Below are 26252 nucleotides of genomic sequence, written 5' to 3'. Positions count from 1 at the left end.
CGCCTTATTGGCACAAAAGTTTACCCACGAAACCATCACCTGTTATCCTTTCACACTTTATTGACGCAAAAAAGAGAGACGTTATGTCTGACGTACAACTGGAAACTGTCGAGCAGAAGGCGAGCTATGGCATCGGCCTACAAATGGGTCAACAGCTTGCCGGTAGCGGCCTAGAAGGCTTGCACGTTGATGCGATTGCAAAAGGCATCAGCACCGCGCTAGCTGGCCAAATGCCAGAGATTGAAATTGACGACATCAATAACGCATTGCGTGAGCTTCACACAAAAGCGGAAGAAGTTCGTCAAGAGGCTGCAAAAGCACAAGCGGCAGAAGGCGATGCCTTCTTGGCAGATAATGCCAAGCGTGAAGAAGTGACTGTGACAGAGTCAGGTTTGCAGTACGAGGTGCTGGTACAAGGTGACGGCGAGATCCCAACCAGCGATAAGCAGGTGCGTGTTCACTATCACGGTCAATTGGTTGATGGCAGCGTATTTGATAGCTCAGTCACGCGTGGCGAGCCGGTTGAGTTCCCTGTAACAGGTGTGATTAAAGGTTGGGTTGAAGCCCTGCAAATGATGCCGGTTGGCTCTAAGTGGAAGCTGTATGTACCACAAGATCTGGCCTACGGCGAGCGTGGCGCTGGCGCAGCCATTCCTCCGTTTGCCGCTCTTGTGTTTGAAGTTGAGCTACTCGACATCCTGTAATCGCTGACTGAATACAAGCGCCCAATCAGGAATGAGAAAAGCGATGCCTCGGCATCGCTTTTTGTCTTTTCATCTAGCGTTATTGCACGTACTCACGTGGGTTCACCGCGCCCCACCAGCTATAGATTTCTGGGAAAATCACATCCGCCTTGGTCTCATACTCGACTGCTCCAATGGTTTGCTCCCCTTGCTGACCGAATAGCACCACTTCGTCATTAGGGGCCACCTGATCAGCAATATCCGTAATATCAACCATAATAGTGTTCATTGATGCAACGCCAACAACAGGCACTCGGTGGCCCTGAATGAGCACATCGGCATCATTACCCATTTTACGTGGGAAACCATCCGAATAGCCGACCGGTAAATTAGCCAGAATAGAATCGCGCTCCAAGGTATAAGTGCTGTCATAACCGACCGTGCTACCAGCAGGCAAGTGGTGAACAGAGGCCACCTTGGTCTTAAAGCTCATGATGGGCGGAAACTCTCGGTTGGTGGGCTGATCGCCGTACAGCGCACCGCCAGGGCGAACCATATCAAAATGCCCCTCTGGTACGTTTAAGGTGACAAACGAGTTCGCGGCATGCAGCAAGACATCTTCACGTTTCAAGTCTGCCTGTTCAATCAACCATTCACTGTTGGTTTTAAATTGTCCCAATTTGCTGCGAACATAATCCGCTTCGTAGTTAGGAAAATGCGTCATGATTCCCACCACGTTAAAGCGCGGGTCAGTGGCAATATCCAACGCGACTTGCTTACCCGCTTCCTCGTTCATCTCGATGCCATTGCGACCCATTCCACCGGCATTAAACGCCATGTGAACCGGAATGGTCATATCATGTTTGTCGGCAAGTTGCCGCATTTGCTCGGCTTGCTCTGCTGAGCCAATCAGCTCTTGCATATTCAATGCTAATGCACTCTCCATTTCCTGTAAGGTCGCAGTGCGCACACGCATGATCTCGCCGGTAAAACCGCCTTCACGCAAGGTCCGTGCTTCTTCATTACTGGCAATGCCAACACAGTCAATGCCACTGGCAATCACAGTGGGTAAAAGACCAGCAATCCCATTGCCATAGGCATCGGCTTTCATGACCACACAAATCTTGGTGCCTTCGCTGACTTGCTGTTGAACACGCTGAATATTGTCGCCAAAGGTGGAGGTACTCACTTCTAGCCAGCCGTTGCCATGCCCCATGTAACGGTTGCCGGTATCCGGCGTTGACGGCGTAGGCGAGGAGTAGTCGATAACGGCGGGCGCCCCAAGGGCAACGACACCGGCGACGGCAAGCGCCACTAAAGAGAATTTTTTGTTCATAAGCTTCACTGTTGGTCACATAAATGGAGCATCCGTGACGTGTTGAATAAAAGCTCGGCGCTTCTATTTATGCCTCCTGGCAATGCGCGCTGTTTATATCACAGAACACGGCACGGCTGACGAATCACTCAATAAAAAAGATAGACAAGTTCCGCGTATTTGAACAAAAAAACGCCACCCTAGGGTGACGTTTGAGAGAAGCGTTGTCGCCGACAAGACTCAACACGCTAGATGCCAGCGCCATCATTCAAGTCGTCTTCGTGCAATCCACATTCGCGTTTTAAGCCAAAAAAGCGCGTTTGTTCATCACGCATTCCTGGCTCCAAGCGCTGGGTAGTATGCACATCGCCCACTGATACATAGCCTTGATCACGCAAGGGGTGATAAGGCAAGTCGTGCTCGCGCAAATAGTCATCCACCGCTTGGTTCGACCAATCAATCACGGGCAAAAACTTAAACACCCCATGCTGAACACTGAGTATCGGCAAATTGGCGCGAGAGTCTGATTGACCCCGGCGCAATCCCGACAACCAGGTGCCGGCGTTTAGCTCTCGCAGCGCACGCTTCATTGGCTCAACTTTGTTGATTTGATTGTATTGGGTGATCCCCTCCACGCCTTGCTCCCACAGCTGGCCATAACGCGCTTCTTGCCAAGCAGGGCTGAGTGCGGCGCGATATACCCGTAAGTCTAAATCCAATCGAGTGGTGAGGGTATCGATAAACCGATAGGTTTCCGCAAACAAATAGCCAGTGTCGGTTAAAATCACCGGAATGTCCGATTTTACTTGGCTGACCAAATGCAGCATCAGCGCGGCTTGCACCCCAAAGCTCGACGACAGGACAAATTGCCCCTCAAGGTGCTCTAACGCCCAGGCGATACGCTCAGGTGCCGAGAGTGTTTCCAAGCTGGCATTGACCTCCGCCAATGCCAAGGCTTGCTGGCTTTTATTCATCGCGGCAATGTCAGCTAAGGCTAACGTCGCGTTGGGTTGAATAGTTTCAGGCATAAAAATCCCTCTTAGAGACATGCACGGGGGCAATCACCTCGCCACGGATCAAGAAATCACCAAAGTGCTCGCCCGGCTCGCGTTCTGTCGCCCAGCGACCAATCAGCTGATCCAACTCCTCGAGGATTTGGCGATCGGTGATATTCTCTTTATACATTTTAGGTATCCGGGTGCCTTCCCAGTTTCCGCCTAAGTGCAGGTTGTAACGCCCAGGCGCTTTACCTACCAAGCCGACCTCAGCCAGCATCGCGCGGCCACAGCCGTTCGGGCAACCGGTTACACGCAGTACAATCGGATCATCTTGTACTTGATGTTTTTGCTGAATTTTCTCCACTTCCGTGACAAAGTCCGGTAAGAAGCGTTCGGCTTCAGCCATCGCCAGTGGACAGGTTGGGAAGGACACACACGCCATCGAGTTAGTACGCTGAACACTGTGTTCGTCATCAATCAACCGATAGCGACGCGCTAACGCTTCAATCTCGTCTTTTTGCGCTTCCGGGATCCCAGCAATAATCAAATTCTGGTTGGCGGTCATACGAAAATCGCCTTGGTGGATCTTAGCGATCTCTGCCATGCCGGTTTTGAGAGGTTTTTCTGGCGTATCACGCAAACGGCCATTTTCGATAAACAGGGCAAGGTGGTATTTGCCGTCAATGCCTTTGGTCCAGCCTAAGCGATCGCCGCGTCCGGTAAAGGTATAAGGCCGGCTTGGTGCAAAGCTCACCCCAGCACGCTTTTCCACTTCCGCTTTGAACACATCCGCGCCCACGCGATCAAGGGTGTACTTGGTTTTCGCATTTTTACGGTTTGAACGGTTCCCCCAATCACGCTGGGTAGTGACCACCGCCTCAGCAATCTGCAACGTATGTTCAAGCGGAATAAAGCCAAAGTCATCGGCACGACGCGGGTAGGTGTTGGTGTCACCATGGGTCATCGCCAGCCCGCCACCAACGAGGACGTTAAAGCCAATCAGTTGTCCGTTTTCCGCAATCGCGACAAAGTTAAGATCGTTGGCGTGCACATCCACATCGTTTTGTGGCGGGATCACCACCGTGGTTTTGAACTTACGTGGCAGATAGCGCTCACCCAAAATCGGCTCTTTGTCTTGGCTACCTTCGACTTTTTCACCATCAAGCCAAATCTCTGCGTAAGCGCGGGTTTTAGGCAGCAAGTGCTCGCTGATGCGCTTTGCCCAATCATAGGCTTGCTGATGAAGCTCTGACTCCACCGGGTTAGAGGTGCACAACACGTTGCGGTTCACATCGCCGGCGGTGGCAATCGAGTCAATGCCATATTCATTCAAGGTCTGGTGCATAAGCTTGATGTTCGGCTTAAGGACACCATGAAACTGAAAGGTTTGTCGGGTAGTCAGGCGAATACTGCCATAGAGCGAGCTTTCACGGGCAAACTTGTCAATCGCTAGCCATTGCTGGGGCGTAATAATCCCGCCCGGCATCCGCGCTCGCAACATCACATTATGCAGCGGCTCCAGTTTTTGCTTTTGCCGCTCAGCGCGAATATCGCGATCGTCTTGCTGATACATGCCGTGAAAACGGATCAGCTGGAAGTTATCATCGGTAAACCCCCCCGTGATCGGATCCTGTAAGTCTTGATCAATGGTGCCACGCAAGTAATCACTTTGCTCTTTCAAACGCTCATTATCGGCCAGTGGGCCCAGTGTATCGCCCGCAAATTTCTGTTCACTCATTAGTACACATCCCTTTGATAGCGCTTATCTTTGCGCAATTCATTAATAAAGGTTTCCGCTTGCTCACGGCTTTGTTGACCCTGTGTCTGGGCAATCTCAATTAAGGCTTCATGGACATCTTTCGCCATTTGGTTGGCATCACCACACACATAGATGTAAGCGCCATTTGATAGCCATTGCCACACTGTCTCAGCACGCGCGAGCAACCGGTGCTGGACATACACTTTCTCAGCCTGATCGCGGCTAAAGGCCACATCCATCCGCGTCAGCAGGCCAGATTTAAGGTATTGCTGCCATTCAACCTGGTAGAGGAAATCGTCAGTAAAGGTGCGATCGCCAAAGAACAACCAGTTATCGCCTTTCGCCTCGCGTTGCTCTCGCTCTTGCAAGAAGGCGCGAAACGGTGCGATACCGGTACCTGGACCAATCATAATGATGGGAGTGTCATCACTGGTTGGCAGTTTGAAGTTATCGTTGTGCTCAACAAACACCTTAACCGTCTCGGCCGCTTCAGCGCGGTGGGCAAGAAAGCTCGAGGCGCCGCCTTGGCGTGATTCCCCGCTCTCATGCTGATAATCCACCAGCCCGACGGTAAGGTGCACTTCGTCCTCCACTTCCGCTTGGCTAGAGGCGATCGAGTACAAACGCGGAGTCAGTCGGCGCAATATCGATTGAAACTGCTCGACATTCAGGTTGACGTCCGCCAGTGCCAGCACATCAATCAGCTGAGTGCGATTCGCGAACTCGCGCAATGCGGCTTTGTCTTCCGTCAATGCGGTGAGTGTGTCGCTTTCCGATAACGCCGCCAACGCTGTGATCTGCTGCGGGTTAGAAGCGGTGATCTCATAGTGGGCAATTAACGCGTCTCGCAACGAGAGGCTGTCACCACCGATATCGACGGTTTCATCGCCACGCAGGCCCACCTTGGCGACGATGCTGTCCACCAGTTCGGGATCATTTTGATACCATACGCCCAACGCATCACCCGGTTGATATTCAATGCCGGATTCATCGAGATCGAGTTCAATATGGTAAACCGCTTTATCTGAGCCTCGTCCGGTAATGCGCTGGCAGGTGAGTAGCTCGGCCGTGTACGGGGATTGTTTGGTGTATTTTGCCTGCGCGGTAGCTTGATGGAGAGGCACCACCTGCGCATCGCCACTGGCCTGAAACTGCTGCTTCACCTCGGCTAAGGTTTGCTCTCGCCAAGCACTGGCAGTGGCTTCATAATCCACATCACAATCAAGACGCGCGACCATCGGCTTGGCGCCAAGCTTTTGCAAGAAGGCATCAAAGTCTTTCCCCGTCTGGCAGAAGTACTCATAGCTCGAATCCCCCAAGCTCAACACCGCATAATGCAGGTGATCAAGTTTGGGCGCTTTCTTGGATTGCAAAAATTCATGCAGCTCAATGGCGTTATCCGGCGGCTCGCCTTCTCCATTGGTAGAGGCGACGATCACAACATGGGTTTCTTTGCCCAGTTGCTTACCTTTGTAGTTATCTGCCGCCACCAATTTGGCTGGGATCCCAGCCGCTTCCGCTTCCTGATGCAGCGCCTCCGCCACGCCTTTAGCGTTGCCGGTTTGTGACGCATACAAAATGGTCAGAGTCTGGTTAGGGGCAGAACTGGCTTGTGGCATAGCATTGGGTGCCGCCGCTTCACCAGCAGGTGTTTGGCTTAACCCCCAAAAATAACCACTAATCCAGGCCAGTTGCTGCGGTGACAACTCCGCCACGGCTTGTTGCAACTGGCCTATTTGCTGATCATTAAGCGGGCTGGTTAACCCGGAGAGATCCTTGAGTAACATGGTGACGACATTCCTTGCTAACATTGCGTGAATGCTAGCGTACCCTCACCAATTAATAACAATAAAGAATAGATACGAATGTTTTATAACGTTTTGTAAGGTAGGTACGTAATCGCGTGTCATTGAGCGGGAAAATAATGTTAGTCAGCAATACGTACTTGCTGAAAACCAATCTCAAGCGCGTTCAAGGTCGCTTGGTCAATATCGGTAAAGCATTGTTCAATCCCTTCAGCATTGGTAAGCGCCATTAAACCGCCACTGGTGTGTCGACACTCAACCACCCACCCTTCGCTATCTAACGAAGGCTCAACGACCGCTTCAATCAAAAGCTGTTGACGGTATAAAGCACGTAGCTGTTCGGCTGTCATGATGCTTTGCCCACTCAATTGGATCACCTATTGAGTTTAGTCTCAGATAAGCAAAGCTGCCATGCGGGAAGCTTGATGCGCAGAGGCGATGTTATCCCCGCCCCTGCTTTTAGGGGTTCTCTATTAAAAGAAGCCCAATGGATCAATGTCGTAGCTAACGAGTAAGTTCTTCGTTTGTTGATAGTGACCCAGCATCATTTTATGTGTCTCTCGTCCAATACCGGATTTTTTGTAGCCACCAAAGGCGGCATGGGCCGGATAAAGGTGATAGCAGTTAGTCCAGACCCGCCCTGCTTCAATCGCACGTCCTACACGATAAGCGCGGTTCATATCACGTGTCCAAAGCCCTGCGCCCAACCCGTACTCGGTGTGGTTGGCAATCGCCAACGCTTCCGCCTCATCTTTGAAGGTGGTCACTCCAATTACGGGCCCAAAGATCTCTTCTTGGAACACACGCATGTCATTGTGCCCTTGCAGTAAGGTCGGCTGCACGTAATAGCCGCCGCCCAAATCCTGATGGCTACCGCCAATTAAGACCTTCGCGCCTTCTTCTTGACCGACCTTCAAATAGCTCATGATCTTATCGAACTGCTCATCGGACGCTTGCGCGCCCACTTGGGTCTCGGTATCGAGCGGGTTACCTTGTTTTATCGTCCCTGCACGCTCAATCACACGTGCGATAAAGTCGTCGTAGATGCTTTCCTGGATCAGCGCGCGCGACGGACAGGTGCATACTTCGCCTTGGTTGAAAAAGCCAAGCAACAGGCCTTCTACCGCTTTATTGATATAGGCTTCTTCTTGCTGCATCACGTCTTCAAAATAGATGTTGGGCGATTTGCCACCCAGCTCGACGGTTGACGGAATGAGGTTTTCTGCCGCACAACGCAGAATGTGGTGACCGACTGGCGTTGACCCCGTAAACGCGAGCTTGGCAATCCGTGGGGACGTCGCGAGTGCCTGTCCGGCTTCGGCGCCATAACCATTGACCACGTTAACCACACCCGCTGGCAATAGATCACCAATCAATTCCATCAGCAGCAAGATGGTCGTTGGGGTTTGCTCCGCCGGCTTTAGCACCACGCAGTTCCCAGCCGCCAAGGCCGGCGCAAGCTTCCATGACGCCATCAGCAAAGGGAAATTCCACGGAATGATTTGTCCTACCACCCCCAATGGCTCGTAAATATGATACGCCACTGTGCCCGCATCCAGCTCCGCCGCGGTGCCCTCTTGAGCACGAATACAGCCGGCAAAGTAGCGGAAGTGGTCGGCGCAAAGCGGAATATCGGCCGCCAGAGTTTCACGCACCGCTTTACCGTTTTCCCAGGTTTCCGCCACCGCGAGCATTTCGAGGTTCGCTTCAATCCGATCAGCAATTTTTAACAGAATATTGGCGCGATCAGTGACAGAGGTTTTCCCCCATGCGTCTTTGGCGCCATGAGCCGCATCCAGTGCCAGATCGACATCATCGCTACTTGAGCGCGGCACTTCAGCAAGGGTTTCGCCAGTGCACGGTGACGTATTGGCAAAATACTGGCCTTTCACCGGCGGCACCCAATCACCTCCAATAAAGTTTTGATAACGCGACTTAAAGCTCACCACTGACCCATCTGTTCCTGGTTTTGCGTAAATCATACTCTTTCCTTATTCCATGTTTGAGTTGATGGCGGAGCACGTACTGCTCTCTCCTTGCCGTTATTACTCAAAAAGCGTGGCAGAGTTTTTTATCGCTGGGTATTAGGCGAAAGTCGCAGTGAGACATGGGCGACAGATGCGAATAGGAGGAATCTTCAGGTATAAAAAACCGCGCCTATGCGCGGTTTTTACTCGTTGCCTTGACGTTCAACCGATTAAAAGTCGAGCTCTGCACCAACAAAGAAGCCAGTCAGATCAAGCTCACCTTTGTTATTGTCAAAATAATCGAAATCGTGATCAATCATCCGATACCCGCCTCGTACGTTCAAATCAGCGGCCACTAAACCTAACTGATATTGCAAGCCCGCTTCGGCATCCAAGGTGCTGGTACCATCAAACTCGCCTTTGCTCACGGTGGCAAATACAAATAAAGGCGTGCCGACTAGACCTACACGTGCATCGGCATAAATGTTCGGTTGCCACTCGTCAAAACTTTGTCCTTGAAACTTGCCAGATTGGAAACGCTGCATATTAATGCCCGCATCCACCGATACGAGATCGTTATCGAGAAACTCGTAGTAGGCAACAAAATCGATTTGGTCAAAATCAACTTTTCCCGTATCTGCTCCATCAACACTCACCGACGTTTGACGGATTTTTGCATTGGGGATCAGCGGAAGTGGGTGCTCAATTGCCGCATAGTAAGAGCCAGCCGTGCTCGCATCATCGGCTTCTACATTATTGACGTCAGCATCCATAAACCAAGCATCAGCGCCGACTTTTCCCCCGGCAAGGGTGGCTGCTTGAGACGGCATGGCCAGTAGCGCGGTAAACGCTGCGGCGGCAAGCGTCATTGAAGTGGTTTTCATGAAACTCTCCACATTGTCGATTAAAAAAGGTCGTCACGCGGAGGCGGCAAAGCCATGCCTTGTCGCCGATTGCTTAGAATAATAGCAAGCTTTGTGCCGAGGTGAAGAGAAAAAACCGCAACAGCATGCGTTTGCTGTGTCAACGCGCAAATTTTGTGCGCTTAGCGGCGACGGAATCGTGCCCAGCGCTTTTCATTGATAATCACTTCAGGCTCACCTTTGCGGCCGCGACGCTGGCGTTTAACCAGCCAAACGACCAAAGCGATCACCAAAAGCCATGGTAGTAGCTTAAGCAGGGTCCCTATCATCCCGGCCAACATCATCACAGCAAAGCCTGCCAGCATGGCCAGCACCATGCCCATGATGCTCACGCCTGTCATGAACAATACAACAGCAAAGCCAATCAGAAAGAGTATTTCGATCATTGCGATCTCCTTGTCTTGATAGCGAGACAGACTTTGCAGGTTTTAGGCCAATTTGTCACTCGATAATTGATCATTAATTCAATAGATTACAGAAATGCCTTCAAGATGAAATGAAGGTGCGGTTAGATTGGCACCAACAAGTGGTGATTTTCACCGGATTAGGCGTCAAGCCATTGCTCGGGGATATGGCTCATTGCAGTGGTCAGTACCTCAATCCCAGCGCCCGGCTTGTGCGCATTCTCGCTGATATAACGGCGCCACTGCCGCGCGCCTGGCATATTTTGGAACAGACCTAACATATGGCGGCTGATATGATTGAGTTGCGCCCCGTGAGTAAGCTGCTGCTCGATGTATGGGAACATCGCCTCGACTGCTTGGCGACGTGTAATGCGAGGGGTTGTCTTACCAAATAAACGCTGATCGACCTCGGCCAACATAAACGGGCTCTGATAGGCTTGGCGGCCAACCATCACACCATCAAGATGCGCAAGGTGCTGCTCCGCCTCCTCAAGGCTTTTCACCCCGCCATTGATGGCAAGCGTCAGGTGCGGAAAATCTTTTTTCAGCTGGTACACACGCGGGTAATCCAGCGGCGGGATCTCCCGATTTTCTTTAGGGCTCAGACCTTTCAACCACGCCTTACGTGCATGCACGGTAAACATATCGCAGCCACTCTTTTCACTGACGATACCCACAAAGTCAGTCAAAAATTCATAGCTGTCTTGTTCATCAATACCAATGCGAGTTTTCACCGTAATAGGCACATCGGTTACTTCACGCATCGCGGCCACGCACTGCGCCACCAGCTCAGGTTCAGCCATTAAGCACGCCCCAAATCGCCCGTTTTGCACCCGATCCGATGGGCAACCAACGTTGAGGTTAATTTCATCATAACCACGCTCGGCCGCCAGCTTAGCGCATGTTGCCAAATCCGCCGGATCCGATCCTCCCAGCTGCAACGCCACCGGATGCTCCTGCTCGTGGTAAGCAAGGTAATCCGCCTTACCATGAATGATCGCACCTGTGGTGACCATCTCGGTAAACAGCAACGTGTGATCTGATAGTAAGCGATGAAAATAACGGCAGTGACGATCGGTCCAATCGAGCATCGGTGCCACGGAAAATCGTTGCATTGGATAATTTGGCTTGAGACCGCGTGAGGCCTGTGTTTTTACTGCATTTGTCATAAGTCTCAATTACTGCGAATTCGGTTAAATTATAGCGAATTTTGATGTACAGTCTCCCTATAGTCTCCCCGAACTGGTAGGACGGAATGGCATCGTACTCTATAGAACACCGTAAACTTGTCAGTGGTGAATCTCGATACCGCTCTCAGGTCGTCATCAAAAAAGGCGGCCGGATTATACACCGAGAGCAAAAAACATTCAGGAAAAAAGCACACGCCGTTGAGTATGGTAAAAAACGGGTTTTCGAGCTAGAAGCCGAGGGCGTGAACAAGTCACAAGTTGTTACGCTTGGCGAGCTTATCGAAAAATACATATACGATGCCGACTTATGGAACAACACGGGGCGCACGAAACGCTACGTGATCGAAATGCTGAGGGACTGCGACATTGCCAATGTGCTCAGCAACGAACTAAAACCCAGCGACATCATCCAGCACTGCAAAAACCGTATAGCCGCCAGTGCTAAGCCAGTTACCGTTTACCACGACGTGGCGTATTTACGTTCTGTGATGCGCAAAGCCAAACCCGTGTTTAATATCGATGCGAACGTTGGCGTGTTCGAAGAAACCATTCCGATACTGGTTGAGATGAAACTGATCGGCAGAAGTGAGAAGCGAACGCGGAGACCGAACGAGAACGAAATCGAGCAACTGCGCGAGGGGCTGCTGCAGCGGCAAAACTTCCGCAAGAACGGCAACGTGCGTATTCCGTTTATTGATATTCTCGATTTTTCCGTGCTTACCTGTATGCGCATTGGCGAAGTTTGCGCACTAACCTGGAAAGACTTAGACGAAAAGAACAAACAGGTGCTAGTCCGTAACCGCAAAGACCCGCGCAAGAAAAGCGGCAACCACATGTTGGTCCCCTTGCTGGGTGAAAGCTTTGATATTGTGATGCGCCAACCAAGAGAAAGCGATCGGATATTTCCGTATAACCCGCGCTCAGTCACTGCCGGATTTCAGCGTGTGCGCAATGCGCTAGGAATTACAGATTTGCGCTATCACGATTTACGCCGCGAGGGTGCCAGCCGACTGTTTGAGAAAGGCTATTCGATTGAGGAAGTGGCGCAGGTGACAGGCCACCGCAACTTAAACGTGCTATGGACCGTGTACACGGAGTTGTTCCCGCATAAGCTGCATGACAAGAAATAAAAAATTAATCTAGCTCTGTCTCAAAATGCATTCAGGGGTGTTTACCTTTCTTTTGTCGCCTTGCAGTCTGGTTTTTCCATTAACAAGAAGCAGGCGAAAGTCATGAACGATAAATTAGATAAGTTTCTGAGAGAAAGAGAAGAAGACACTAATGAAAAGGAGCAGGGGGTAGAAATAAGAAAGGAAAAGTGGCTAGAACAAATTGAGAGAATACTGGCCCAAATTGAGGGATGGTTTAATCACGATAAAATTCATCAAGAAAGAGTCCCCATCGTCCTTAGCGAAGAACTAATCGGTGATTATTCAACTCAGAAGCTAGTGATAGAAATGCCAAATTGTCGCACTGTTACCATAGAGCCCGAGGGCTGCTGTTTTATTGGTGTAAACGGTGCATTTAAGGTTAAGGCTGGTAGTAAAGAGGTAGCGCAAATTCAGCTAACGTCTTTTGGCAATGAAGATGATGGAGTGTACAAGAGAGGGACGCAAACGCCTCAAACTTGGAAGATTTGCTTGGGTGTCCCGGGGGCTCCAAATAACTACCAAGAATTCGATAAAGATAATCTCACAGAGATAGTGATGCGTTCAGCATAAAAATAAGGCGCTGAATGCAGCGCCTATACCAGCCTTTAAAACTGAAGATCATATCTCCGCAAGCAACTTCTCTTTCTTTGCCTGAAACTCTTCATCAGTGAGAACGCCTGCATCCTTTAGCTCTGCCAGCTTTTTGATTTGCTCTATCGCGTCGGGCTGGTTTTGCTCTGGCTCGGCAGCAGGCTGAGAGGGTGATGGGGCATCAGCGCGGCCACGCTCTATCGTATCAACCAGCGCTTGATTTTCCTCTTTGCTGGCGGTGCTTTTAAAAGATAAGTCATCATGACTCGCGTGCATGGTAATGGTTCGGAACCCAAAGGTAGACTTGCGTTCAATGGACGAAATCGACTTAAGCGGCATGGTCTCTATAATTTCACCCGTAAAACCTTTGCGATAAAAAACAGCTCTCGATTCGGTAACAATTAACACACCACTATGCTGAGTTTTATCTCCTCGCCCCATCGACTCGCCAATATAGCCCTTAGACCATGCGATAACGGACTCGCCAGGCTGTAAGTGATCAGATTTAAACTTAGTAACGTGCTTTGATTCTTTCATCGTTTCTCCCTAAACCGACTAAGGCTGATTGTCTAATAGTGTCTGCCTTTTTCACTTAAATACGTCAGGGCAGCTTTGGGAAAAATATTCGCCTGACTTCTTGATTGCGACCCATTGCGTTTTCACTGACTCTTTTTTGCTCTCACCATATCGTAATGTCGTATAAACACTCTGGCTTAAAAGGCGAACTCTACCAAGATAGTCAGATACAACGTTCATATAGACGGGATAGTCAAAGTTTTGATACGGGTAAGGTGATTTGTGGTATTTACTTTCTAGCTCTTCAAGTTGGGGTTGTAAAACTCCCATTCTCCATTTTGTATAGTCTTGATAGCTAATTCTATTTTTAAACTTACCTGCGATCTCCTGAATGAGCGGGGTCGTTGAAACAACTAAATCAGCAGAGTAACGGCAATCCAGCTCATTGCTTTCATTGGCATAAGCTGATTTTGTTAACAACACAGCCGTACAACAAAGACAGAACAAAGCCTTGTTTATGTTCATGATTCCTCCCTAAACCAACTGAAAAAGCGCCTCTACGGGCGCTGGTTATTCTTTTTTCATGCTCATAACGACACGGCCAAGAACAGAGATCTCGTCGTCCGTCACAGTAAAGCTGCTTTCATTAAAGTTAATCGCTAGCCTTTTGCCTGGTAAGCGTTGGATTTGGTTGATAGAAACGGTGCCATCTATGTCGATAACGTAGCGACCTGAGCTTGCAGACGTTTCTTCAAAGTTTACCAGTAGCTTTTCGTTATCCAGTTCTACGACCTTGGATTGAACGGCTTTCACGCCAAAGTCATTCAAAACAATGGGGTCGAACAGTACCGGCTGTGACTTCTCCAGACGGCCGTTAATCAACCGCCTGCCCTCTACTTCCTCCACACCGTCGAAAGCTTTATCAAATAGCTCGCCATCATCGAGCAGAAGAGACCTAAGAGAGACACCAGTTGCTAGATGTAAACGGATAACAATCTCAAATGGAGTCATCTCACGATTAACCCATGTTGCAATCGTCGACTTCGAGATTCCAATTACGTCCGCAAACTGCAAATCAGTACTCACGTTTGTGATCTGCTTCATTTTTTCTATCAAAGCCCTCCCTTTTGAATAGGGAAAGGGTTTAATTTGTGGTTGTAATGATTTCATTTGAGATCTATAGTCCTCATATGACATTCAGTGAGCGCTATAGAGACCGATAACGCTCAATATGATTCCTGTATACGCTAGAGGATACCATCATGGCAGCACTTCAAATAGCAATTGACACGCCTGTGTGCACAAAAAAGGAATTTTTACGTCGCACAGGGTGGTCACAATCTTCCCTAAACCGTGCCATCTCATGTGGCGAAATCCCCGTTATGCCAAAGGCGTCAGCCCAAAGCGCTGTCCTGATCAACATGGTTAAGCTTGCCCAGCGTGCCGCTGAGCAGGAGGCCTAATCATGCCATTCCTCAACCTTTTTAACTCAAAACCCATGCCAGCAATCCGCGATTGGCGCTGGGAGTCGCAGACCTCAGACCAGCCAAGCGAACCAAAGTGCCCTGTTTGGCTACACATTGTTGGCATTGCGTCAGTGCTGGCGCCCTACGTACTCATTTGAGTGTCAATCATGGAAGGGAATGACTCAATGTGTGAATTTCGTCAGCTCAAACATCAGTCTTTTGACGATGCGTGTTGCGCATTTGCAAACCGCCACAATTTGCAGCAATTGGCGTCGCAAAGTGAGATCCGTGCGCAAGTGCTGCGCAACAAGCTCAACCCTGAGCAGCCGCATCAACTCACAGCCAAGGAACTGGCCACGCTCACGCACGTGACCGACGACGAGACGCTAGTCAGTGGACTGCTGTTTGATTTGAGAATGGTGGCCGCCAAGGTGCCCGAGAGCGACGAGGCGGCCAGCCTTGCCACTCGCGCACTGCAAGCCAGCCAGCACGCGGGGGAGATTTCTGCCGCTGCCTTGCAACACGGCGGCAACCACTACCTACCGCGCACCGAGCGCGACCGCTTAAAAGAGACCGCCCACCGAGGCATCCGCAACCTAGTGATGATGGTGAGCGATTTAGAAAACCGCACATCCGGCATGACGCCGTTCCTGTCGATGGCCGTTGATGCCGTCGGCAACGGCATGCCTATTCCCGGCTTGAGTTAAGGAGACGACACCGATGAACACCCAATTTGCGTTACTTGCTCAGTACGAAACGACAACCATCCCGCTGAAAGACGTGTGTGAAGAGTTTTTTGGCGTGAAAAAGAACACCGCAGAACAGCAAGCCAAAGCCGGCACGTTCCCCGTGCCCACTTTCAAACTGCGCGATAGCGAGCGCAGCCCGACGCTAATTCACGTCAGCGATTTAGCAGAATACATCGACGCGCGTTACAAGCAGGCCAAAGAAGAGTGGACTGCCGTTAACACGCCAGCCGCTTAGGAGGGAACCATGTCTCAAGCCGAAAACATCAGCAACCAACACAAAGCACTCAGCCTGCGAGTGATCACCGGCCGCCCGCGAAATTTTGCCGAATGGGACGCCGCCATTGATGAAGCCACCGCGCAACCCAAAACCGCGGCGGAAAGCATTGCAGAAGCCCGCGCGTTGTTTGGGCGCAGCCACCGCGCCAGCCAGTTACGAATGGCATTTAACAGCCTCGCCGCTGCCGAACGCGCCATGGTGTTAGCTGCCGGTGGTTTAGATCACCACCTGCACACCTGGAACTTTGAAGACTTTGACACCGCCGACCGCGACAAACTGCGCGTTGGACTTGCTCGCCTCGAGCGCATCGTCAACCGCTTTTCGACCGTGCTTGGTCCAGTTAAGCGCTTAGACAAAGCCGATTTTCGCTAGCCACTGCATCAGCGTTTGCCCCGCAAGGGGCTTTTTTTGTCACTCGTTTTAGGGAGAACGAAAGATGACACAGCAAACATTCACCACGCCGCACGGCAACGTCACCGTCAGCGCTCCAGAATACAGCGCCCGCACAATGAGCATCGCCCGTGAGCTAGAGCTCGAAAGCCCCAACCCCGAGCGCTGGACAGTCTGCGCGCTTATCACGCCAGAAACTCACGTCACCCAAGAAATGGCCGAGCAGTTCGCCGCTAATTCAATCAAGTATTTATAGGAGCAAGGGATGGGCATCTATCTACTCACGGGCGTAAAGCTCGATTTTTATGTGCAAAAGCAACTCGATTTTGAATGCGCTTACTACGTGCTCAAGGGCACATTCACCCCCACTAAAAAGGATTAACACGATGCAAAAGTATTGGAACGGAAAAGGTAACCCCGTGCGCGGACAGCTGTATTTGGATGAAGACAGTCAACTCTGCGCGTTAATTGAATGCGTGGAAGGCTTATTCATCGGCAAGATGATTGAGCACCCAAGCTGGGGAGAGCATGCCCTGCCCGCGCTATCCATTAGCCGCCGCGACAGCATAAGACCAGACCCCAGTCATTTATCAGAATTGACGACGCACAGAACACTCGAACAACTCGAGCAGGAAACCAAAGCGTTGATTGATGCGATGAACCGATATGGATATTTCTTTCTCGACATCAATATTGCCCGACGGGCAGCAAGGGCAGACTTATACCGCGAAACAAGGGAAGACTTATACCGCGAAACGGAGCACATCGAAGCGCTGTTGATGAACCGAGTATTCGACCGTGATGGAGATTTCCGAATCGTCGAAAGCGCGCAATCAGCAGTGAAGTAGGAGGCGGCATGCAATATTACGCAATTCAATTAAGCGGCGATGGCGGCGTTGTTCGTCACCCTGAGACAGAAGAACCAAAGGCCATCGAAGTTGGCGAGCTGGATGATATGCAAACCGCCATCGACCAAGCCTGCGAAAACCTAAAATGCCAGCACCTTTTTAAGGGTGTGATTACTCGTGGTAATGGTTTGGGTGGCTATTTAGTCGCTACCGCGCACGAACTGGCAGAAATGGGTGTGCAATGAGCAAGCAATACCGCTCGCCTTACCAGATAGCGCAGGCAGAAAAACTAGCGGCATTGTGGGCGGCTGGTGAACTGCCCGCGCCTACTGTTGATGATTACTATTGTGAGCCTCAGCAAATCGAGCGCGAGCCTGATGGCATGTCACCGGTTGAGCGTAAACTCTGGGAAGCCAACCCGGATGACTTCGATTTTCTGCGCCCGTATTTCCGCAACTTGCCCGACTACCTTACTCGGTATTTTGCCGATCGGTATGTGCGTGAATACAAGCAAAACGGCCGCCGCATGGCCAACACATTTATCCGCAATCGAATGGGTGGTGAACTACAACGCCGCATTCGATTGGTGATGAAGCGTTATCAAAACCTGCCTACCCAATCCAAGGCGCTGCAAATTAGCGAGGATGCCGAAGAGGCGCTGCGCAATGCAGATATCGAATATCGTCACAACCCGACGGGCTGCACCGCGCCACAAATCAGCATGAATCTCGACAAGGCCAAGAACAACGCGCCACGTGAGCGCATTCTTGCTGAGCTCGAGCAAGACGAAATCGCAGACATGGCATTTAAACTCGCGCAAGCCGCGCAAAACCAACTTCACCTGTTGGTGCATGAAGATATTGACGAGGCAGAAGACGAAACTGCACTCCGCGTCTATCGCGAGCTCGCCAACTTTGCCGAATCGATGGGGATCCCCCAACCCGAGCAACGCAAGAAACTGCTCCCCGAACACGCGCAATGCGGCTTATTAAAACTGCTCGACACCAAGTGGTGGCAACGTCGATTAAAGAAAGCGCGCGCACTCATGCGTGAGCATCTTGCGATTGCAATGGGCCAAGTATCCAAAAGTGCCAGCACTTATTGCTCGCGCGATTGCTTGAGTGAATACAAAGAGCAGCAGCGCAAAAACTGGCAGTACATTGAGAAAAGCGTACTGATAGATGAAGACACGGAAGAAACCGTGGATTTATCCGACATGGTGTTGCGCTCGGTGGCCAACCCTGCGATCCGTCGCCACGAACTCATGGTGCGCACCCGTGGCTGTGAAGACATAGCCAACCACCTCGGTTTAACCGGTTTATTCCTCACCTTGACCGCGCCATCCAAATATCACAACACGCGCAAGAAAGGCGGATTTATTGAAAACTGGAACGGCGCCAGCCCCCGCGATGCGCAAAGCTACTTAAACGCCGTATGGTCTCGCATTCGTGCGCAACTCGCGCGTGATGATGTGCGCTGGTTTGGTGTGCGAGTGGCCGAGCCGCACCACGACGGCACCCCGCACTGGCACTTGCTGCTATGGCTAACGCCCGAAAACGTCGCCCATGCGCGCAATGTGTTTATTGAATACGCGATAGAAGACGACACCGCCGAGTTGCTACCCAAGAAAACCAAAACACGCGAATACGTGGGGCCGCTCGATTATCGCCCCCGCTGCGATGTGAAAATCATCGACCCCGAGAAAGGCACAGCAACCGGATACATCGCGAAATACATCAGTAAAAACATTGATGGCTTTGCGATGGACCAAGACAAAGACGACGAAACCGGCGAAAGCATCAAAGAAACGGCCAAGAACGTGTGCGCGTGGAAGTCGCGCTGGTCAATTCGTCAGTTCCAGTTCTTTGGCGGCGCACCGGTCACGACATACCGCGAGCTGCGCCGTTATGCAAACATCGACAAAGCCAGCTTTAACGAATACCTAACCACGCTAAGCCGCAAAGAGCTGATTGCCATTTACAACGACCATGCGATGGCCGCTGATTTGCACGGCCCTCGCCTACCCGCCAAAAAACTGAAAACCAAAGACCTCTTTGCGCGCATCAGCAACGTGTACCAACCAACCGTTGAGCACCAAAACGGCAATGTGGTGCAAGCAATGCAAAGCGCAGACACCGGCGACTGGATGGGCTATGTGATGGGGCAAGGTGGGCCGTTCGTTAAGCGCAAAGATCTGATTATCCGCAACACCTACGACGTGACGCCATTCGGATCACCGTATGGTGAGGCGGTTTCAAAAATCGGGGGCATCGATGCCGCAGGCATGGAGATAAAAACACGGCTACGGCGGTTCCAAATAGTGCTGAAGTCAAAAGTCGCGCAGGTGGCTGATGCTCTTTCTGGCGGCGCAGCCGCCTCTCGGAGTTCTGTCAATAACTGTACGCCCACCTCTGGCGACGATTTTAAAGAACGGATCCGGTCTGAGTTCTTGAACATTGTTGGCCAAGCCTACGAACTGGACGATGACAACCTAAGCAGACTGCTCAAAGGACAAAAAATCGGTGTCGGCAACGACACCATCCTCAAAGTTGCGCACCAAAACGGACACGTGCAGCTCATTCAAAGTGACCCACCAAACGACAGCGATTATCTATGCCGCCTCGATGCGCCATTGGATGACCTGCCGTGGATAGACGACTGGCCAGAAATATAAGGAGGCTCTATGGATTTGACACCCAAGCAACGCGCTCAGCAGTGGATAAAAAACAATGCGCTAATACTTGATACCGAGACAACAGGCCTTGGCGATACGGATGAAATAGTCGAAATAAGCGTCATCGATTGCACAGGTAAAGTGTTGCTCGACACCCTGGTAAAACCAACGCAACCCATACCCGCTGAGGCTACGGATATTCACGGGATCACTAATGAGATGGTAGCCACTGCACCAACATGGCCTGATGTAATTCGGCAATTTGAGCAAGTGGTTATAGGGCGTGATTTAGTCATTTATAACGCTGACTACGACCTAAGAATCATCGACCAAACAAGCAATTTGCACAACATACTGGAAACAATATGGCTAGATGCTGATTGCGCCATGCTGACCTATGCAGAGTTCTACGGTGAATGGGATGGCTACCGTGAGCAATACAAATGGCAGCGCCTTGGCAACGCGGCAAAACAACAAGGCGTCGTTATCGAAGGAAAAGCCCACCGCGCACTGGCTGACTGCCAGCTAACGTTGGGGATCATTAAAGCAATGGCTAGTGAGTGAGGCGCCCACTATGGAAAAAGTAAAAGTGCTACTCGAGGTCGAGATCGACAACAAAGGCGATTGGCTGGGGCTGGATGACGAGAACGGTTGGCAGTCATACCCGGGCGTAAACACACCGCTAGACCAGTTCAACAAAATGGCGGAACTAGAGAACTGCTCAGCGCTAAATGCAATATTGAACATGTGCGACGCCGAGACGCCAAGCCGGTTCGTGAGTGTTAGTACCGATAACGCTGGGGGTTTATCAGCACTGCACGTGAGCGCAAAAGCGTTAGAAGAGCTGGATGAGAAAGCCAAGATAGCGTTAGCGGATGCATTCAAGTTTAAAGGCAGGATAGTAATAAGCAATGAATGATAGAAGTTACCCACAGATTCTGTGGTAACTCACTACACCTCTTTCCTAATCGCGATCATCAGTTGTAAAAAGTGCTCGCGCACCTCAAACGGCAATGTGGCGGCCACGCTCGCCACGTCTGCCGCATAACGGCGACGAAATTGCAGCTCGCCCAAAGCGACATCAACCGACGTCACATCAAACAAACGACACAGCTTGCGAAACTGGCTCATTTTCAGCTCAGCTTGCCCGGTCTCAAGTCGCTGATACGTGCGAAAAGGGATGCCTGCTTGATGCGCGACATCCTGCTGCGTCATTTTATAAACGATGCGCTGACGAATAAAAAACAAGATAGCGGGGTCGGGTCCCTTGATAGCACGCTTAGTCATTTTCTCCAGTCTGGTTTGGCGTAAAAAACTGCACATTGCGCCAAAAATGGCTAGCGCACTATCAGACGTGCGCAGCGTCGCATTTAATCAGCAACGCTTTTTGTAGTGTTCGTTCCAAATATTGTAGCTCATAAAAACGCATTAGTAAGTATTAGCTCAATAACGTACAGTTGCAATAACCAAAAATACTGTATTAATATACAGTGGTCGGGGACAGTCAGGAGGCTAAATGTCTGATATATCAAAGCAAGCGGTGGCGTGGCTGGAGTGCGCGTTATCGCAAGACACATGCAGTGCGGATACCGACAAAACCGCAATTGAAGCCTATCTCTATCGATTGATAGCAAAAGACAGCGAGGAGCAGCGCGAGAGCGTTGGTAGTAGCTTGTAACCTCATGACGCCCCTAGCCAGCCAAGCGCTGGCTTTTTTGTGACTGTTGTCTGGTTTTCTATTATTAACCGTTTGACTGCCCCGAATCGGGGCGTTATAGTAAACACATAAGCTAATCAAACGGATTAGCAAAACCGGCAAATAAGGAAAACATTATGTCAATTCAAGATAATACATTCGCTGCAGCGTGCTACGACCAAAACACAATCGCTGAGCTAGAGGCTTCTTTGCTTAATGATGCTGACGCTGAAGATATGGAAGCGTGGAAAATTTCAGAGAGTGAGTGGCTAGAACAAATAAAGCTGGCGCTTTTTGAGCTATATAAAGACGAGTTTGATTCTGTTGAATTTGAAGGCGGTGAATACGCGCTCACTCAAAACGCTCACATCTGCGATAGCGGAAATCAGTACCAAGCGATAGCTGTTAACGAAAACGGCGAAAACTTTACTGTTCTCTGGGATGTTATCAGTGACGACCCAGACAACGAAACCGACGAAAGCAATATGTGCGACTGGGAAAAGCCAAGCGAGATTGTGGCGCATGATGAATAAAAAGCAAAATCTTGCTGAAAAACTTTCAGCCCTGGTTAGCAGGGCTGGAAGCCAGCGAAAGGCGTTGAAGCTGATTGAGTCAGTGCGAGGAACGGCGCCAACCAAATCGGCAATAGATCGAGCAGTGAAAGGCTCGGGTACGGAATACGCGATGCACTGCATGATTTCAGACTTAGAAGAAGCGCTTAAAAACGAGTGAGCATAGCGGGGCGGGAAATGAAACAAACCATCGAGCAAAAAATCATAGATCTGCATTATGAGATATCGGATGACTGTGTTGTGGTCATGCACCTGGGCGGCGGGGAAGTGTCGCACCTTCGTAGCAGTAAAAAATTCGTGGAGCATCCTAAAGCCCAAAAAATGCTCAACTTGCTGATGAAATTTCACGGCAGTAAAAATATCACTGGCGACGGTGTTTATGCGTTGTTGGTCAGGTTGCAAAAAGAATGCGGCATTGTAACGGGAGACCACTATTTCACGCTGTTGATGTCAAAAGTGACTACGTACAAAGTGAGGCTCCATTCTGGCATTGTTGGCAATGTGTGGGATAGCGAGCTAGATGGCAAACACCCGTCTGACTGCATCGGTAAAAATGTCAGCGTTTTTTATTACGAGGGCGCAACATTGAGAATGGCCCGCGGAGAAATCGCCGAGGTGGCGGAATGAACTACACACTACTCACGCACAACGAACTAAACCTGCTGTTCGATGCCGGCGCTGATTCAAGCGCCGTCATTGCCCACATTGACGAGATTGAGACGCTTGCTGTCGAGGTTAATAATTTTTACGAGAACTTGCTATCAGCATCAAACGAAAAGGCGGCGGAACTCGAAGCGAAGCGCCAAGCGCTGCTTAAAAAAATCGGCGTAAACATCATCGGCGTGCCCTTTACCAATCACGACGCCACGTTATATGCACTGGATAGAAAGCTGAACTTCACTCGTATCGAGATAAATGCTCAAAACAAAGAAAGTTGAGTATGAAGATTTTTGCGCCGCTCTGGCGTGAGTGATTTGATTAGCGCGCTGGCGAGTTCATCAGTCGTTTTCGCGCTTGGCGATAAGGGGCTGTGGTAGTGGGAGAACGCCACGAACTGATGGCCGCAGTCAGCGTTCGTGCACTGGCAGTAAACATCAGCACAGTTTTGCGAGAGTCGATTGGTTTTTGTGATCCGCGCGCGGGAGCCGCAGCCACAAAAAATGCGCTTCTGTTTCACAAAAGCGCCCTGCTCTAAACTTAGCTTGCTGTGCTGCAAGGTGTGTTTATAGCCCACGGCCTGCACAAAACTGTGCCCACAGTTTGGATCGCTGCACACACAGTGCAAATCACTGCTATCACCGTTTTGTTGATGTTTTGGCGCGTGTGCCACCGCGCCGCATTGGCAATAAACTCGCATAACACCTCCCCCGACTGACTCAGTAAATACTAAGTAAAGGCTGGATGTTTGTACAGCGTTACGACTCACCAGGTATCGTCATATCAAACTTAAGTTTTAACCGTGGCGGTATTTCTTTGTCCGCGTTCACTTCATCCATTGCGAGTTCGCAAACTGGGATAATTTCATCGCGCGCGAACTCACGCCCGACCTTTTCCGGGTCACCAAGGCCGCCCACGTTTTGAGGGATAATCCCCGCTTTGCCGGTTGGGAAGCGATGCCCGACCAGAACGTCTTGAGCGGTTATATTCTTGATTCGCTCGAACTCATCTTTTGTCGCAATGTCGCCAACCGGTATCAATTGAATGCCTTTCTCGGCACCGTTGGGAATATTGACGAACATACTGCGGAAATTTCCCACCCCTTTACTCGCCTGAATTTTCTCTTTGAGTTCCTGCTCGTCGTCTTTCGATAAATTCGGGTCCGTGGCGTAAAAAATGTAACCCATGTGCGCCCCGTTCTTGTAGTAGCGACGGCGAAACAAGGTAGCATCTTCATTTAACAGCGAAGATTGCAGCGAGCCTAAGTAATCCGGCAAACCATAAACCTGTTGTTGCGGATCGTACTGGGGCAGAAATATCACATCTTCCGCGCGATAGGTGCGCTGCTTATCGTCACGCTCAAGCAACGCAAAATCGCCGTTTTTGCGGCGTCGTAGGTACATTGACGGCAACGGGCACAGCCCAATAACCCGCCCAAAGTAATCACGCAGCTTGAGCAGTGCTGCATCACCAAACGTAAAGTAATCGCGCAAAAACTGCTGCATCTCGCGGCGCTTCATCCCGCCACCGCCAGTGAAGCGCGCGCTCACATAGTTAGCACGCGCAATCAAGCAGCTACCGTGATAAGCGTTGGCGTTGGGGATACGCGCCAGACCAGTACGACTAATCGGCGGCTCCCAGTAATCATCCATGTCGTTATAAAAAAGTTCACTGTATTCAGTCAGCCAGCTGTCTGAGTTCACCGCTTCTGCATTTCCATCGATGCTAAAAACCGTGGATGACTCGGTTTGTTCGTCGGCTTGTGCGTCTTGCTTGTACTGCTGCTTCTTTTTTCTGCTCATGCTGCTGTTGCCCATGTCGATTTGCGTTTGGTGGTGTGATCCAGCGGCTCATTAATCAATGCGTGTGCGATGGCCCAAAAGGCGTCGGCGTGGCCTGTTGTCGCGTCGCGTTCGGCGCGGAAAGTCATCGCCCCGCCGGTTTTAGTTGGCACGCGCTTAATCGCCATAAATGCCATCGCAATGTCTTTGTGTTCGGCGTCAAACTCGAGCCGGCCTGCTTCAATCACATCAATCATTTTGAGTACCAAGCGATTTTTGTTTTCGCTGGAATAGTGAATGGCGTGTGCTTCACGCGGGTGTGCGGCACTGACCAAATCCCACACACCCGCGCCAATGCCGGTGGTATCAACACCAAGGTACGTCACGTTGTAGCGCTCAAAGGCTTTATCGATTTGGTTGGCTTGGTACTGAAAATTGAGGCCGCGCCAGTAATGTTTCTCGAGCACACGGAACCGCTCGGGCGCGACGGCTGGCGGTGCAATCACGACTAAACAGCCGTTGTCGCGTGTGCGGCTTGGGTCATAACCCAGCCACACTTCGCGATCACCAAATGGCCGTCCCTCGTTGGGTGAGAAGTCGTTCCAGTGCGACGAGTCTTTCATCGCTTTTTGCAGCGCGCTGAACTTGAATACCGAGTTGCGACCATCCACGAACACGCACATAAACAGATTGTCGAAATCGTCTTTGTTGTATTCGTCGCGCAGTTCGTCGATATCAAACAAGTCACAGCCGCCCGCCGCGGCATCTTCAATCGTAACGACGTAGCGCCATTGATTATCAGGACACAACCGCCCGCCATCGCGGTATTCATCAAAAGTGGGGAATTCAATTTTGGCGCGAGTCTCGCGGCCTTGCCGCCACGTGTCGCCCGTCCAGAACGGATAGGCTTGATGCGTTTTGGCTGATGGCGTTGAAAAGTAGGTTTTACGCCACTTTTTATGCGTCGCCATCGCTGACGCCAATTTGTTCAGCTCGTCGAATTTCGGAATCCAGAAGTATTCATCGACATAAACATGGCCATGGTAACTCTGCGCGGTTTTAGAGTTGGTCGAGAGAACGTGCAACTCTGCACCATTGCTCAGCACCATCGGATTGCCCGTGAGCTCAATGTTTAAGAACTCGCGAGCAATGGCAACAATGTAGCGCCGGAACACCTCGGCTTGGGCGCGTGATGCAGAGAGAAAAATCTGGTTATCGCCGGATAAAATCGCATCTTCCAGCGCTTCCCCGGCAAAGTAGTAGGTAGCGCCGATTTGGCGTGATTTTAAGATGTTACGAATGCGCTGGTGCAGGTTCTCGCGCATCACCTTTTGATACGCGAATAGGCTGTGGTGCCACTCGGCAAAATCATCTTCCGTGATTTCGCTGATATCGTTTTTGAGCTTTTTCTTTTTCCCGCCCTTACTGCTGCCACCGCCGCTATTGCTCGATGCTTGGCGCTGGCCTTTGCTCCCCTTGCTTGGTTGGCTCGGCTGCTCGCTCTGGCTGAGCTGTTCTGCTGCACGCATTTTCTTCAACTTGGTGTGATGCGCAATCAGCCTATCCAGCATATCGAGCTGGTTCTTCGTCGGGTCCGGTGTTTCGAGTAGCGTGGCTATTCGTGTAGCTATCGCTTCATCCACGGTTTGTTCGCGCAGCATGTCGCGCCAGCCGTATTTGTCTGCCCAGTAGTAAATAATTCGTTCACTACCCAGCCCCAATTCGCTAGCGATTTCTTTGGGCGTCCACGCCTTTAAATAGAGTGCGCGCGCCGCTTGTCGTGTTTCCGGTGTATATGCCATATGCGGCAATAGTACGCCGCCAAACCCACCACATAACC

General features: G+C 50.8%; 33 protein-coding genes. 17 read left to right on the top strand and 16 right to left on the bottom strand.

Translation table 11 applies throughout. The features are described from left to right. The first annotated feature begins 83 nt into the window (after positions 1-83). Positions 84-704, top strand: coding sequence for an FKBP-type peptidyl-prolyl cis-trans isomerase (locus tag BGL48_RS05145; RefSeq protein ID WP_069361650.1), 621 nt, complete (start codon positions 84-86; stop codon positions 702-704). A gap of 79 nt (positions 705-783) precedes the next feature. On the opposite strand, the gene alr is transcribed toward BGL48_RS05145, so the two are convergent. The 9 genes from alr to dusA form a co-directional block, all read right to left on the bottom strand. Continuing rightward, complete coding sequence (gene alr, locus BGL48_RS05140) at positions 784-2019, bottom strand: alanine racemase (RefSeq protein WP_069361649.1); 1236 nt, start codon at positions 2017-2019, stop codon at positions 784-786. 227 nt (positions 2020-2246) lie between these two features. Further along, positions 2247-3026 (bottom strand): phosphoadenylyl-sulfate reductase, encoded by a 780-nt coding sequence (locus tag BGL48_RS05135; protein ID WP_069361648.1) that lies wholly within the window; start codon positions 3024-3026, stop codon positions 2247-2249. Beyond that, positions 3019-4734, bottom strand: coding sequence for an assimilatory sulfite reductase (NADPH) hemoprotein subunit (cysI, locus tag BGL48_RS05130; protein ID WP_069361647.1), 1716 nt, complete (start codon positions 4732-4734; stop codon positions 3019-3021). Before cysI ends, BGL48_RS05135 begins: the two co-directional genes overlap by 8 nt. Continuing rightward, positions 4734-6542, bottom strand: a complete 1809-nt coding sequence (locus BGL48_RS05125) for an assimilatory sulfite reductase (NADPH) flavoprotein subunit (protein WP_069361646.1) — start codon at positions 6540-6542, stop codon at positions 4734-4736. Before BGL48_RS05125 ends, cysI begins: the two co-directional genes overlap by 1 nt. 140 nt (positions 6543-6682) lie before the next feature. Beyond that, positions 6683-6910, bottom strand: coding sequence for a thymidylate kinase (locus tag BGL48_RS05120; protein ID WP_069361645.1), 228 nt, complete (start codon positions 6908-6910; stop codon positions 6683-6685). Positions 6911-7033: 123 nt separating this feature from the next. After that, positions 7034-8542: an acetaldehyde dehydrogenase ExaC gene (exaC, locus tag BGL48_RS05115; protein WP_069361644.1), complete on the bottom strand. Its 1509-nt coding sequence runs from the start codon at positions 8540-8542 to the stop codon at positions 7034-7036. A 215-nt stretch (positions 8543-8757) separates the two neighbouring features. Next, on the bottom strand, positions 8758-9411 hold the full coding sequence (locus BGL48_RS05110) for a TIGR04219 family outer membrane beta-barrel protein (protein ID WP_069361643.1): 654 nt from the start codon (positions 9409-9411) through the stop codon (positions 8758-8760). 161 nt (positions 9412-9572) lie between these two features. Continuing rightward, positions 9573-9836, bottom strand: coding sequence for an envelope stress response protein PspG (gene pspG / locus BGL48_RS05105; RefSeq protein WP_069361642.1), 264 nt, complete (start codon positions 9834-9836; stop codon positions 9573-9575). Between the two features lie 158 nt (positions 9837-9994). Beyond that, entirely contained in the window at positions 9995-11023 is a 1029-nt protein-coding gene (gene dusA, locus BGL48_RS05100; RefSeq protein WP_069361641.1) for a tRNA dihydrouridine(20/20a) synthase DusA, read from the bottom strand. 86 nt (positions 11024-11109) lie between these two features. On the opposite strand from dusA, the gene BGL48_RS05095 reads away from it, so the two are divergent. Continuing rightward, complete coding sequence (locus BGL48_RS05095) at positions 11110-12174, top strand: site-specific integrase (RefSeq protein WP_069361640.1); 1065 nt, start codon at positions 11110-11112, stop codon at positions 12172-12174. Positions 12175-12276: 102 nt separating this feature from the next. Continuing rightward, positions 12277-12765, top strand: coding sequence for a hypothetical protein (locus tag BGL48_RS05090; RefSeq protein ID WP_069361639.1), 489 nt, complete (start codon positions 12277-12279; stop codon positions 12763-12765). Positions 12766-12813: 48 nt separating this feature from the next. Here BGL48_RS05090 and BGL48_RS05085 read toward each other — a convergent pair whose 3' ends face one another. The 3 genes from BGL48_RS05085 to BGL48_RS05075 are packed head-to-tail and all read right to left on the bottom strand — an operon-like array spanning position 12814 to position 14472. Next, complete coding sequence (locus tag BGL48_RS05085) at positions 12814-13323, bottom strand: SHOCT domain-containing protein (RefSeq protein ID WP_069361638.1); 510 nt, start codon at positions 13321-13323, stop codon at positions 12814-12816. A gap of 51 nt (positions 13324-13374) precedes the next feature. After that, positions 13375-13827: a hypothetical protein gene (locus BGL48_RS05080; protein ID WP_069361637.1), complete on the bottom strand. Its 453-nt coding sequence runs from the start codon at positions 13825-13827 to the stop codon at positions 13375-13377. 45 nt (positions 13828-13872) lie between these two features. Further along, positions 13873-14472, bottom strand: a complete 600-nt coding sequence (locus BGL48_RS05075; RefSeq protein ID WP_069361636.1) for a phage repressor protein CI — start codon at positions 14470-14472, stop codon at positions 13873-13875. A 481-nt stretch (positions 14473-14953) separates the two neighbouring features. Between BGL48_RS05075 and BGL48_RS05065 the strand changes: the two genes are divergently transcribed. The 9 genes from BGL48_RS05065 (at position 14954) to BGL48_RS05025 (ending at position 20625) form a co-directional block, all read left to right on the top strand. After that, a complete protein-coding gene (locus tag BGL48_RS05065; protein WP_176719636.1) occupies positions 14954-15475 on the top strand; it encodes a phage regulatory CII family protein in 522 nt (173 codons plus the stop codon). A 13-nt stretch (positions 15476-15488) separates the two neighbouring features. Then, positions 15489-15752, top strand: coding sequence for a pyocin activator PrtN family protein (locus BGL48_RS05060; RefSeq protein WP_069361633.1), 264 nt, complete (start codon positions 15489-15491; stop codon positions 15750-15752). A 9-nt stretch (positions 15753-15761) separates the two neighbouring features. Further along, on the top strand, positions 15762-16166 hold the full coding sequence (locus BGL48_RS05055; RefSeq protein WP_069361632.1) for a hypothetical protein: 405 nt from the start codon (positions 15762-15764) through the stop codon (positions 16164-16166). A 64-nt stretch (positions 16167-16230) separates the two neighbouring features. Then, the gene (locus tag BGL48_RS05050) at positions 16231-16440 is read left to right on the top strand and encodes a hypothetical protein (RefSeq protein ID WP_069361631.1); all 210 of its coding nucleotides are present in this window, start codon (positions 16231-16233) and stop codon (positions 16438-16440) included. 130 nt (positions 16441-16570) lie between these two features. After that, a complete protein-coding gene (locus BGL48_RS05045; protein WP_069361630.1) occupies positions 16571-17032 on the top strand; it encodes a hypothetical protein in 462 nt (153 codons plus the stop codon). A gap of 8 nt (positions 17033-17040) precedes the next feature. Beyond that, positions 17041-17277, top strand: a complete 237-nt coding sequence (locus BGL48_RS05040) for a hypothetical protein (RefSeq protein WP_069361629.1) — start codon at positions 17041-17043, stop codon at positions 17275-17277. Continuing rightward, positions 17274-19706 (top strand): replication endonuclease, encoded by a 2433-nt coding sequence (locus tag BGL48_RS05035; protein ID WP_069361628.1) that lies wholly within the window; start codon positions 17274-17276, stop codon positions 19704-19706. The genes BGL48_RS05040 and BGL48_RS05035 overlap by 4 nt, the downstream gene beginning before the upstream one ends. Positions 19707-19715: 9 nt before the next feature. Continuing rightward, positions 19716-20270 (top strand): 3'-5' exonuclease, encoded by a 555-nt coding sequence (locus BGL48_RS05030; protein WP_069361627.1) that lies wholly within the window; start codon positions 19716-19718, stop codon positions 20268-20270. A 10-nt stretch (positions 20271-20280) separates the two neighbouring features. Beyond that, on the top strand, positions 20281-20625 hold the full coding sequence (locus BGL48_RS05025; RefSeq protein ID WP_069361626.1) for a hypothetical protein: 345 nt from the start codon (positions 20281-20283) through the stop codon (positions 20623-20625). Between the two features lie 32 nt (positions 20626-20657). Here the strand turns inward: BGL48_RS05025 and BGL48_RS05020 are convergent, their stop codons facing one another. Continuing rightward, the gene (locus BGL48_RS05020) at positions 20658-20993 is read right to left on the bottom strand and encodes a helix-turn-helix transcriptional regulator (protein ID WP_069361625.1); all 336 of its coding nucleotides are present in this window, start codon (positions 20991-20993) and stop codon (positions 20658-20660) included. Between the two features lie 229 nt (positions 20994-21222). Here BGL48_RS05020 and BGL48_RS16205 point away from each other — a divergent pair, with 229 nt between their 5' ends. From BGL48_RS16205 to BGL48_RS05000, 5 genes are all read left to right on the top strand, one after another. Further along, positions 21223-21384 carry a hypothetical protein gene (locus tag BGL48_RS16205; protein WP_176719635.1) on the top strand — a complete coding sequence of 54 codons (162 nt, stop codon included), beginning with the start codon at positions 21223-21225 and terminating at the stop codon, positions 21382-21384. A 155-nt stretch (positions 21385-21539) separates the two neighbouring features. After that, positions 21540-21935 (top strand): hypothetical protein, encoded by a 396-nt coding sequence (locus tag BGL48_RS05015; protein ID WP_069361624.1) that lies wholly within the window; start codon positions 21540-21542, stop codon positions 21933-21935. After that, entirely contained in the window at positions 21925-22134 is a 210-nt protein-coding gene (locus BGL48_RS05010) for a hypothetical protein (RefSeq protein ID WP_069361623.1), read from the top strand. Before BGL48_RS05015 ends, BGL48_RS05010 begins: the two co-directional genes overlap by 11 nt. A gap of 17 nt (positions 22135-22151) precedes the next feature. Beyond that, the gene (locus BGL48_RS05005) at positions 22152-22601 is read left to right on the top strand and encodes a hypothetical protein (RefSeq protein WP_069361622.1); all 450 of its coding nucleotides are present in this window, start codon (positions 22152-22154) and stop codon (positions 22599-22601) included. Then, on the top strand, positions 22598-22912 hold the full coding sequence (locus tag BGL48_RS05000; protein WP_069361621.1) for a hypothetical protein: 315 nt from the start codon (positions 22598-22600) through the stop codon (positions 22910-22912). Before BGL48_RS05005 ends, BGL48_RS05000 begins: the two co-directional genes overlap by 4 nt. Here the strand turns inward: BGL48_RS05000 and BGL48_RS15975 are convergent. From BGL48_RS15975 to BGL48_RS04985, 3 genes are read right to left on the bottom strand one after another with little or no spacing between them, the layout of a single operon-like run. Next, on the bottom strand, positions 22894-23331 hold the full coding sequence (locus BGL48_RS15975; RefSeq protein ID WP_083238438.1) for an ogr/Delta-like zinc finger family protein: 438 nt from the start codon (positions 23329-23331) through the stop codon (positions 22894-22896). The genes BGL48_RS05000 and BGL48_RS15975 overlap by 19 nt on opposite strands. A 58-nt stretch (positions 23332-23389) precedes the next feature. Then, on the bottom strand, positions 23390-24433 hold the full coding sequence (locus tag BGL48_RS04990; protein WP_069361750.1) for a phage portal protein: 1044 nt from the start codon (positions 24431-24433) through the stop codon (positions 23390-23392). Beyond that, positions 24430-26214, bottom strand: a complete 1785-nt coding sequence (locus tag BGL48_RS04985) for a terminase large subunit domain-containing protein (RefSeq protein ID WP_069361620.1) — start codon at positions 26212-26214, stop codon at positions 24430-24432. Before BGL48_RS04985 ends, BGL48_RS04990 begins: the two co-directional genes overlap by 4 nt. Positions 26215-26252 lie beyond the last annotated feature (38 nt).

It is taken from the genome of Salinivibrio sp. SS3, from assembly GCF_001722105.1.
GTDB classification, from domain to species: Bacteria; Pseudomonadota; Gammaproteobacteria; order Enterobacterales; family Vibrionaceae; genus Salinivibrio; species Salinivibrio kushneri.
This window is presented reverse-complemented; position numbering and strand designations above follow the sequence as displayed.

Bases quoted from the DNA above. Each gene is read 5' to 3' on its own strand.
- BGL48_RS05145 (WP_069361650.1), top strand. From the start codon at position 84: ATGTCTGACGTACAACTGGAAACTGTCGAGCAGAAGGCGAGCTATGGC.
- alr (WP_069361649.1), bottom strand. From the start codon at position 2,019: ATGAACAAAAAATTCTCTTTAGTGGCGCTTGCCGTCGCCGGTGTCGTT.
- BGL48_RS05135 (WP_069361648.1), bottom strand. From the start codon at position 3,026: ATGCCTGAAACTATTCAACCCAACGCGACGTTAGCCTTAGCTGACATT.
- cysI (WP_069361647.1), bottom strand. From the start codon at position 4,734: ATGAGTGAACAGAAATTTGCGGGCGATACACTGGGCCCACTGGCCGAT.
- BGL48_RS05125 (WP_069361646.1), bottom strand. From the start codon at position 6,542: ATGTTACTCAAGGATCTCTCCGGGTTAACCAGCCCGCTTAATGATCAG.
- BGL48_RS05120 (WP_069361645.1), bottom strand. From the start codon at position 6,910: ATGACAGCCGAACAGCTACGTGCTTTATACCGTCAACAGCTTTTGATT.
- exaC (WP_069361644.1), bottom strand. From the start codon at position 8,542: ATGATTTACGCAAAACCAGGAACAGATGGGTCAGTGGTGAGCTTTAAG.
- BGL48_RS05110 (WP_069361643.1), bottom strand. From the start codon at position 9,411: ATGAAAACCACTTCAATGACGCTTGCCGCCGCAGCGTTTACCGCGCTA.
- pspG (WP_069361642.1), bottom strand. From the start codon at position 9,836: ATGATCGAAATACTCTTTCTGATTGGCTTTGCTGTTGTATTGTTCATG.
- dusA (WP_069361641.1), bottom strand. From the start codon at position 11,023: ATGACAAATGCAGTAAAAACACAGGCCTCACGCGGTCTCAAGCCAAAT.
- BGL48_RS05095 (WP_069361640.1), top strand. From the start codon at position 11,110: ATGGCATCGTACTCTATAGAACACCGTAAACTTGTCAGTGGTGAATCT.
- BGL48_RS05090 (WP_069361639.1), top strand. From the start codon at position 12,277: ATGAACGATAAATTAGATAAGTTTCTGAGAGAAAGAGAAGAAGACACT.
- BGL48_RS05085 (WP_069361638.1), bottom strand. From the start codon at position 13,323: ATGAAAGAATCAAAGCACGTTACTAAGTTTAAATCTGATCACTTACAG.
- BGL48_RS05080 (WP_069361637.1), bottom strand. From the start codon at position 13,827: ATGAACATAAACAAGGCTTTGTTCTGTCTTTGTTGTACGGCTGTGTTG.
- BGL48_RS05075 (WP_069361636.1), bottom strand. From the start codon at position 14,472: ATGAAATCATTACAACCACAAATTAAACCCTTTCCCTATTCAAAAGGG.
- BGL48_RS05065 (WP_176719636.1), top strand. From the start codon at position 14,954: ATGTGTGAATTTCGTCAGCTCAAACATCAGTCTTTTGACGATGCGTGT.
- BGL48_RS05060 (WP_069361633.1), top strand. From the start codon at position 15,489: ATGAACACCCAATTTGCGTTACTTGCTCAGTACGAAACGACAACCATC.
- BGL48_RS05055 (WP_069361632.1), top strand. From the start codon at position 15,762: ATGTCTCAAGCCGAAAACATCAGCAACCAACACAAAGCACTCAGCCTG.
- BGL48_RS05050 (WP_069361631.1), top strand. From the start codon at position 16,231: ATGACACAGCAAACATTCACCACGCCGCACGGCAACGTCACCGTCAGC.
- BGL48_RS05045 (WP_069361630.1), top strand. From the start codon at position 16,571: ATGCAAAAGTATTGGAACGGAAAAGGTAACCCCGTGCGCGGACAGCTG.
- BGL48_RS05040 (WP_069361629.1), top strand. From the start codon at position 17,041: ATGCAATATTACGCAATTCAATTAAGCGGCGATGGCGGCGTTGTTCGT.
- BGL48_RS05035 (WP_069361628.1), top strand. From the start codon at position 17,274: ATGAGCAAGCAATACCGCTCGCCTTACCAGATAGCGCAGGCAGAAAAA.
- BGL48_RS05030 (WP_069361627.1), top strand. From the start codon at position 19,716: ATGGATTTGACACCCAAGCAACGCGCTCAGCAGTGGATAAAAAACAAT.
- BGL48_RS05025 (WP_069361626.1), top strand. From the start codon at position 20,281: ATGGAAAAAGTAAAAGTGCTACTCGAGGTCGAGATCGACAACAAAGGC.
- BGL48_RS05020 (WP_069361625.1), bottom strand. From the start codon at position 20,993: ATGACTAAGCGTGCTATCAAGGGACCCGACCCCGCTATCTTGTTTTTT.
- BGL48_RS16205 (WP_176719635.1), top strand. From the start codon at position 21,223: ATGTCTGATATATCAAAGCAAGCGGTGGCGTGGCTGGAGTGCGCGTTA.
- BGL48_RS05015 (WP_069361624.1), top strand. From the start codon at position 21,540: ATGTCAATTCAAGATAATACATTCGCTGCAGCGTGCTACGACCAAAAC.
- BGL48_RS05010 (WP_069361623.1), top strand. From the start codon at position 21,925: ATGATGAATAAAAAGCAAAATCTTGCTGAAAAACTTTCAGCCCTGGTT.
- BGL48_RS05005 (WP_069361622.1), top strand. From the start codon at position 22,152: ATGAAACAAACCATCGAGCAAAAAATCATAGATCTGCATTATGAGATA.
- BGL48_RS05000 (WP_069361621.1), top strand. From the start codon at position 22,598: ATGAACTACACACTACTCACGCACAACGAACTAAACCTGCTGTTCGAT.
- BGL48_RS15975 (WP_083238438.1), bottom strand. From the start codon at position 23,331: ATGCGAGTTTATTGCCAATGCGGCGCGGTGGCACACGCGCCAAAACAT.
- BGL48_RS04990 (WP_069361750.1), bottom strand. From the start codon at position 24,433: ATGAGCAGAAAAAAGAAGCAGCAGTACAAGCAAGACGCACAAGCCGAC.
- BGL48_RS04985 (WP_069361620.1), bottom strand. From the start codon at position 26,214: ATGGCATATACACCGGAAACACGACAAGCGGCGCGCGCACTCTATTTA.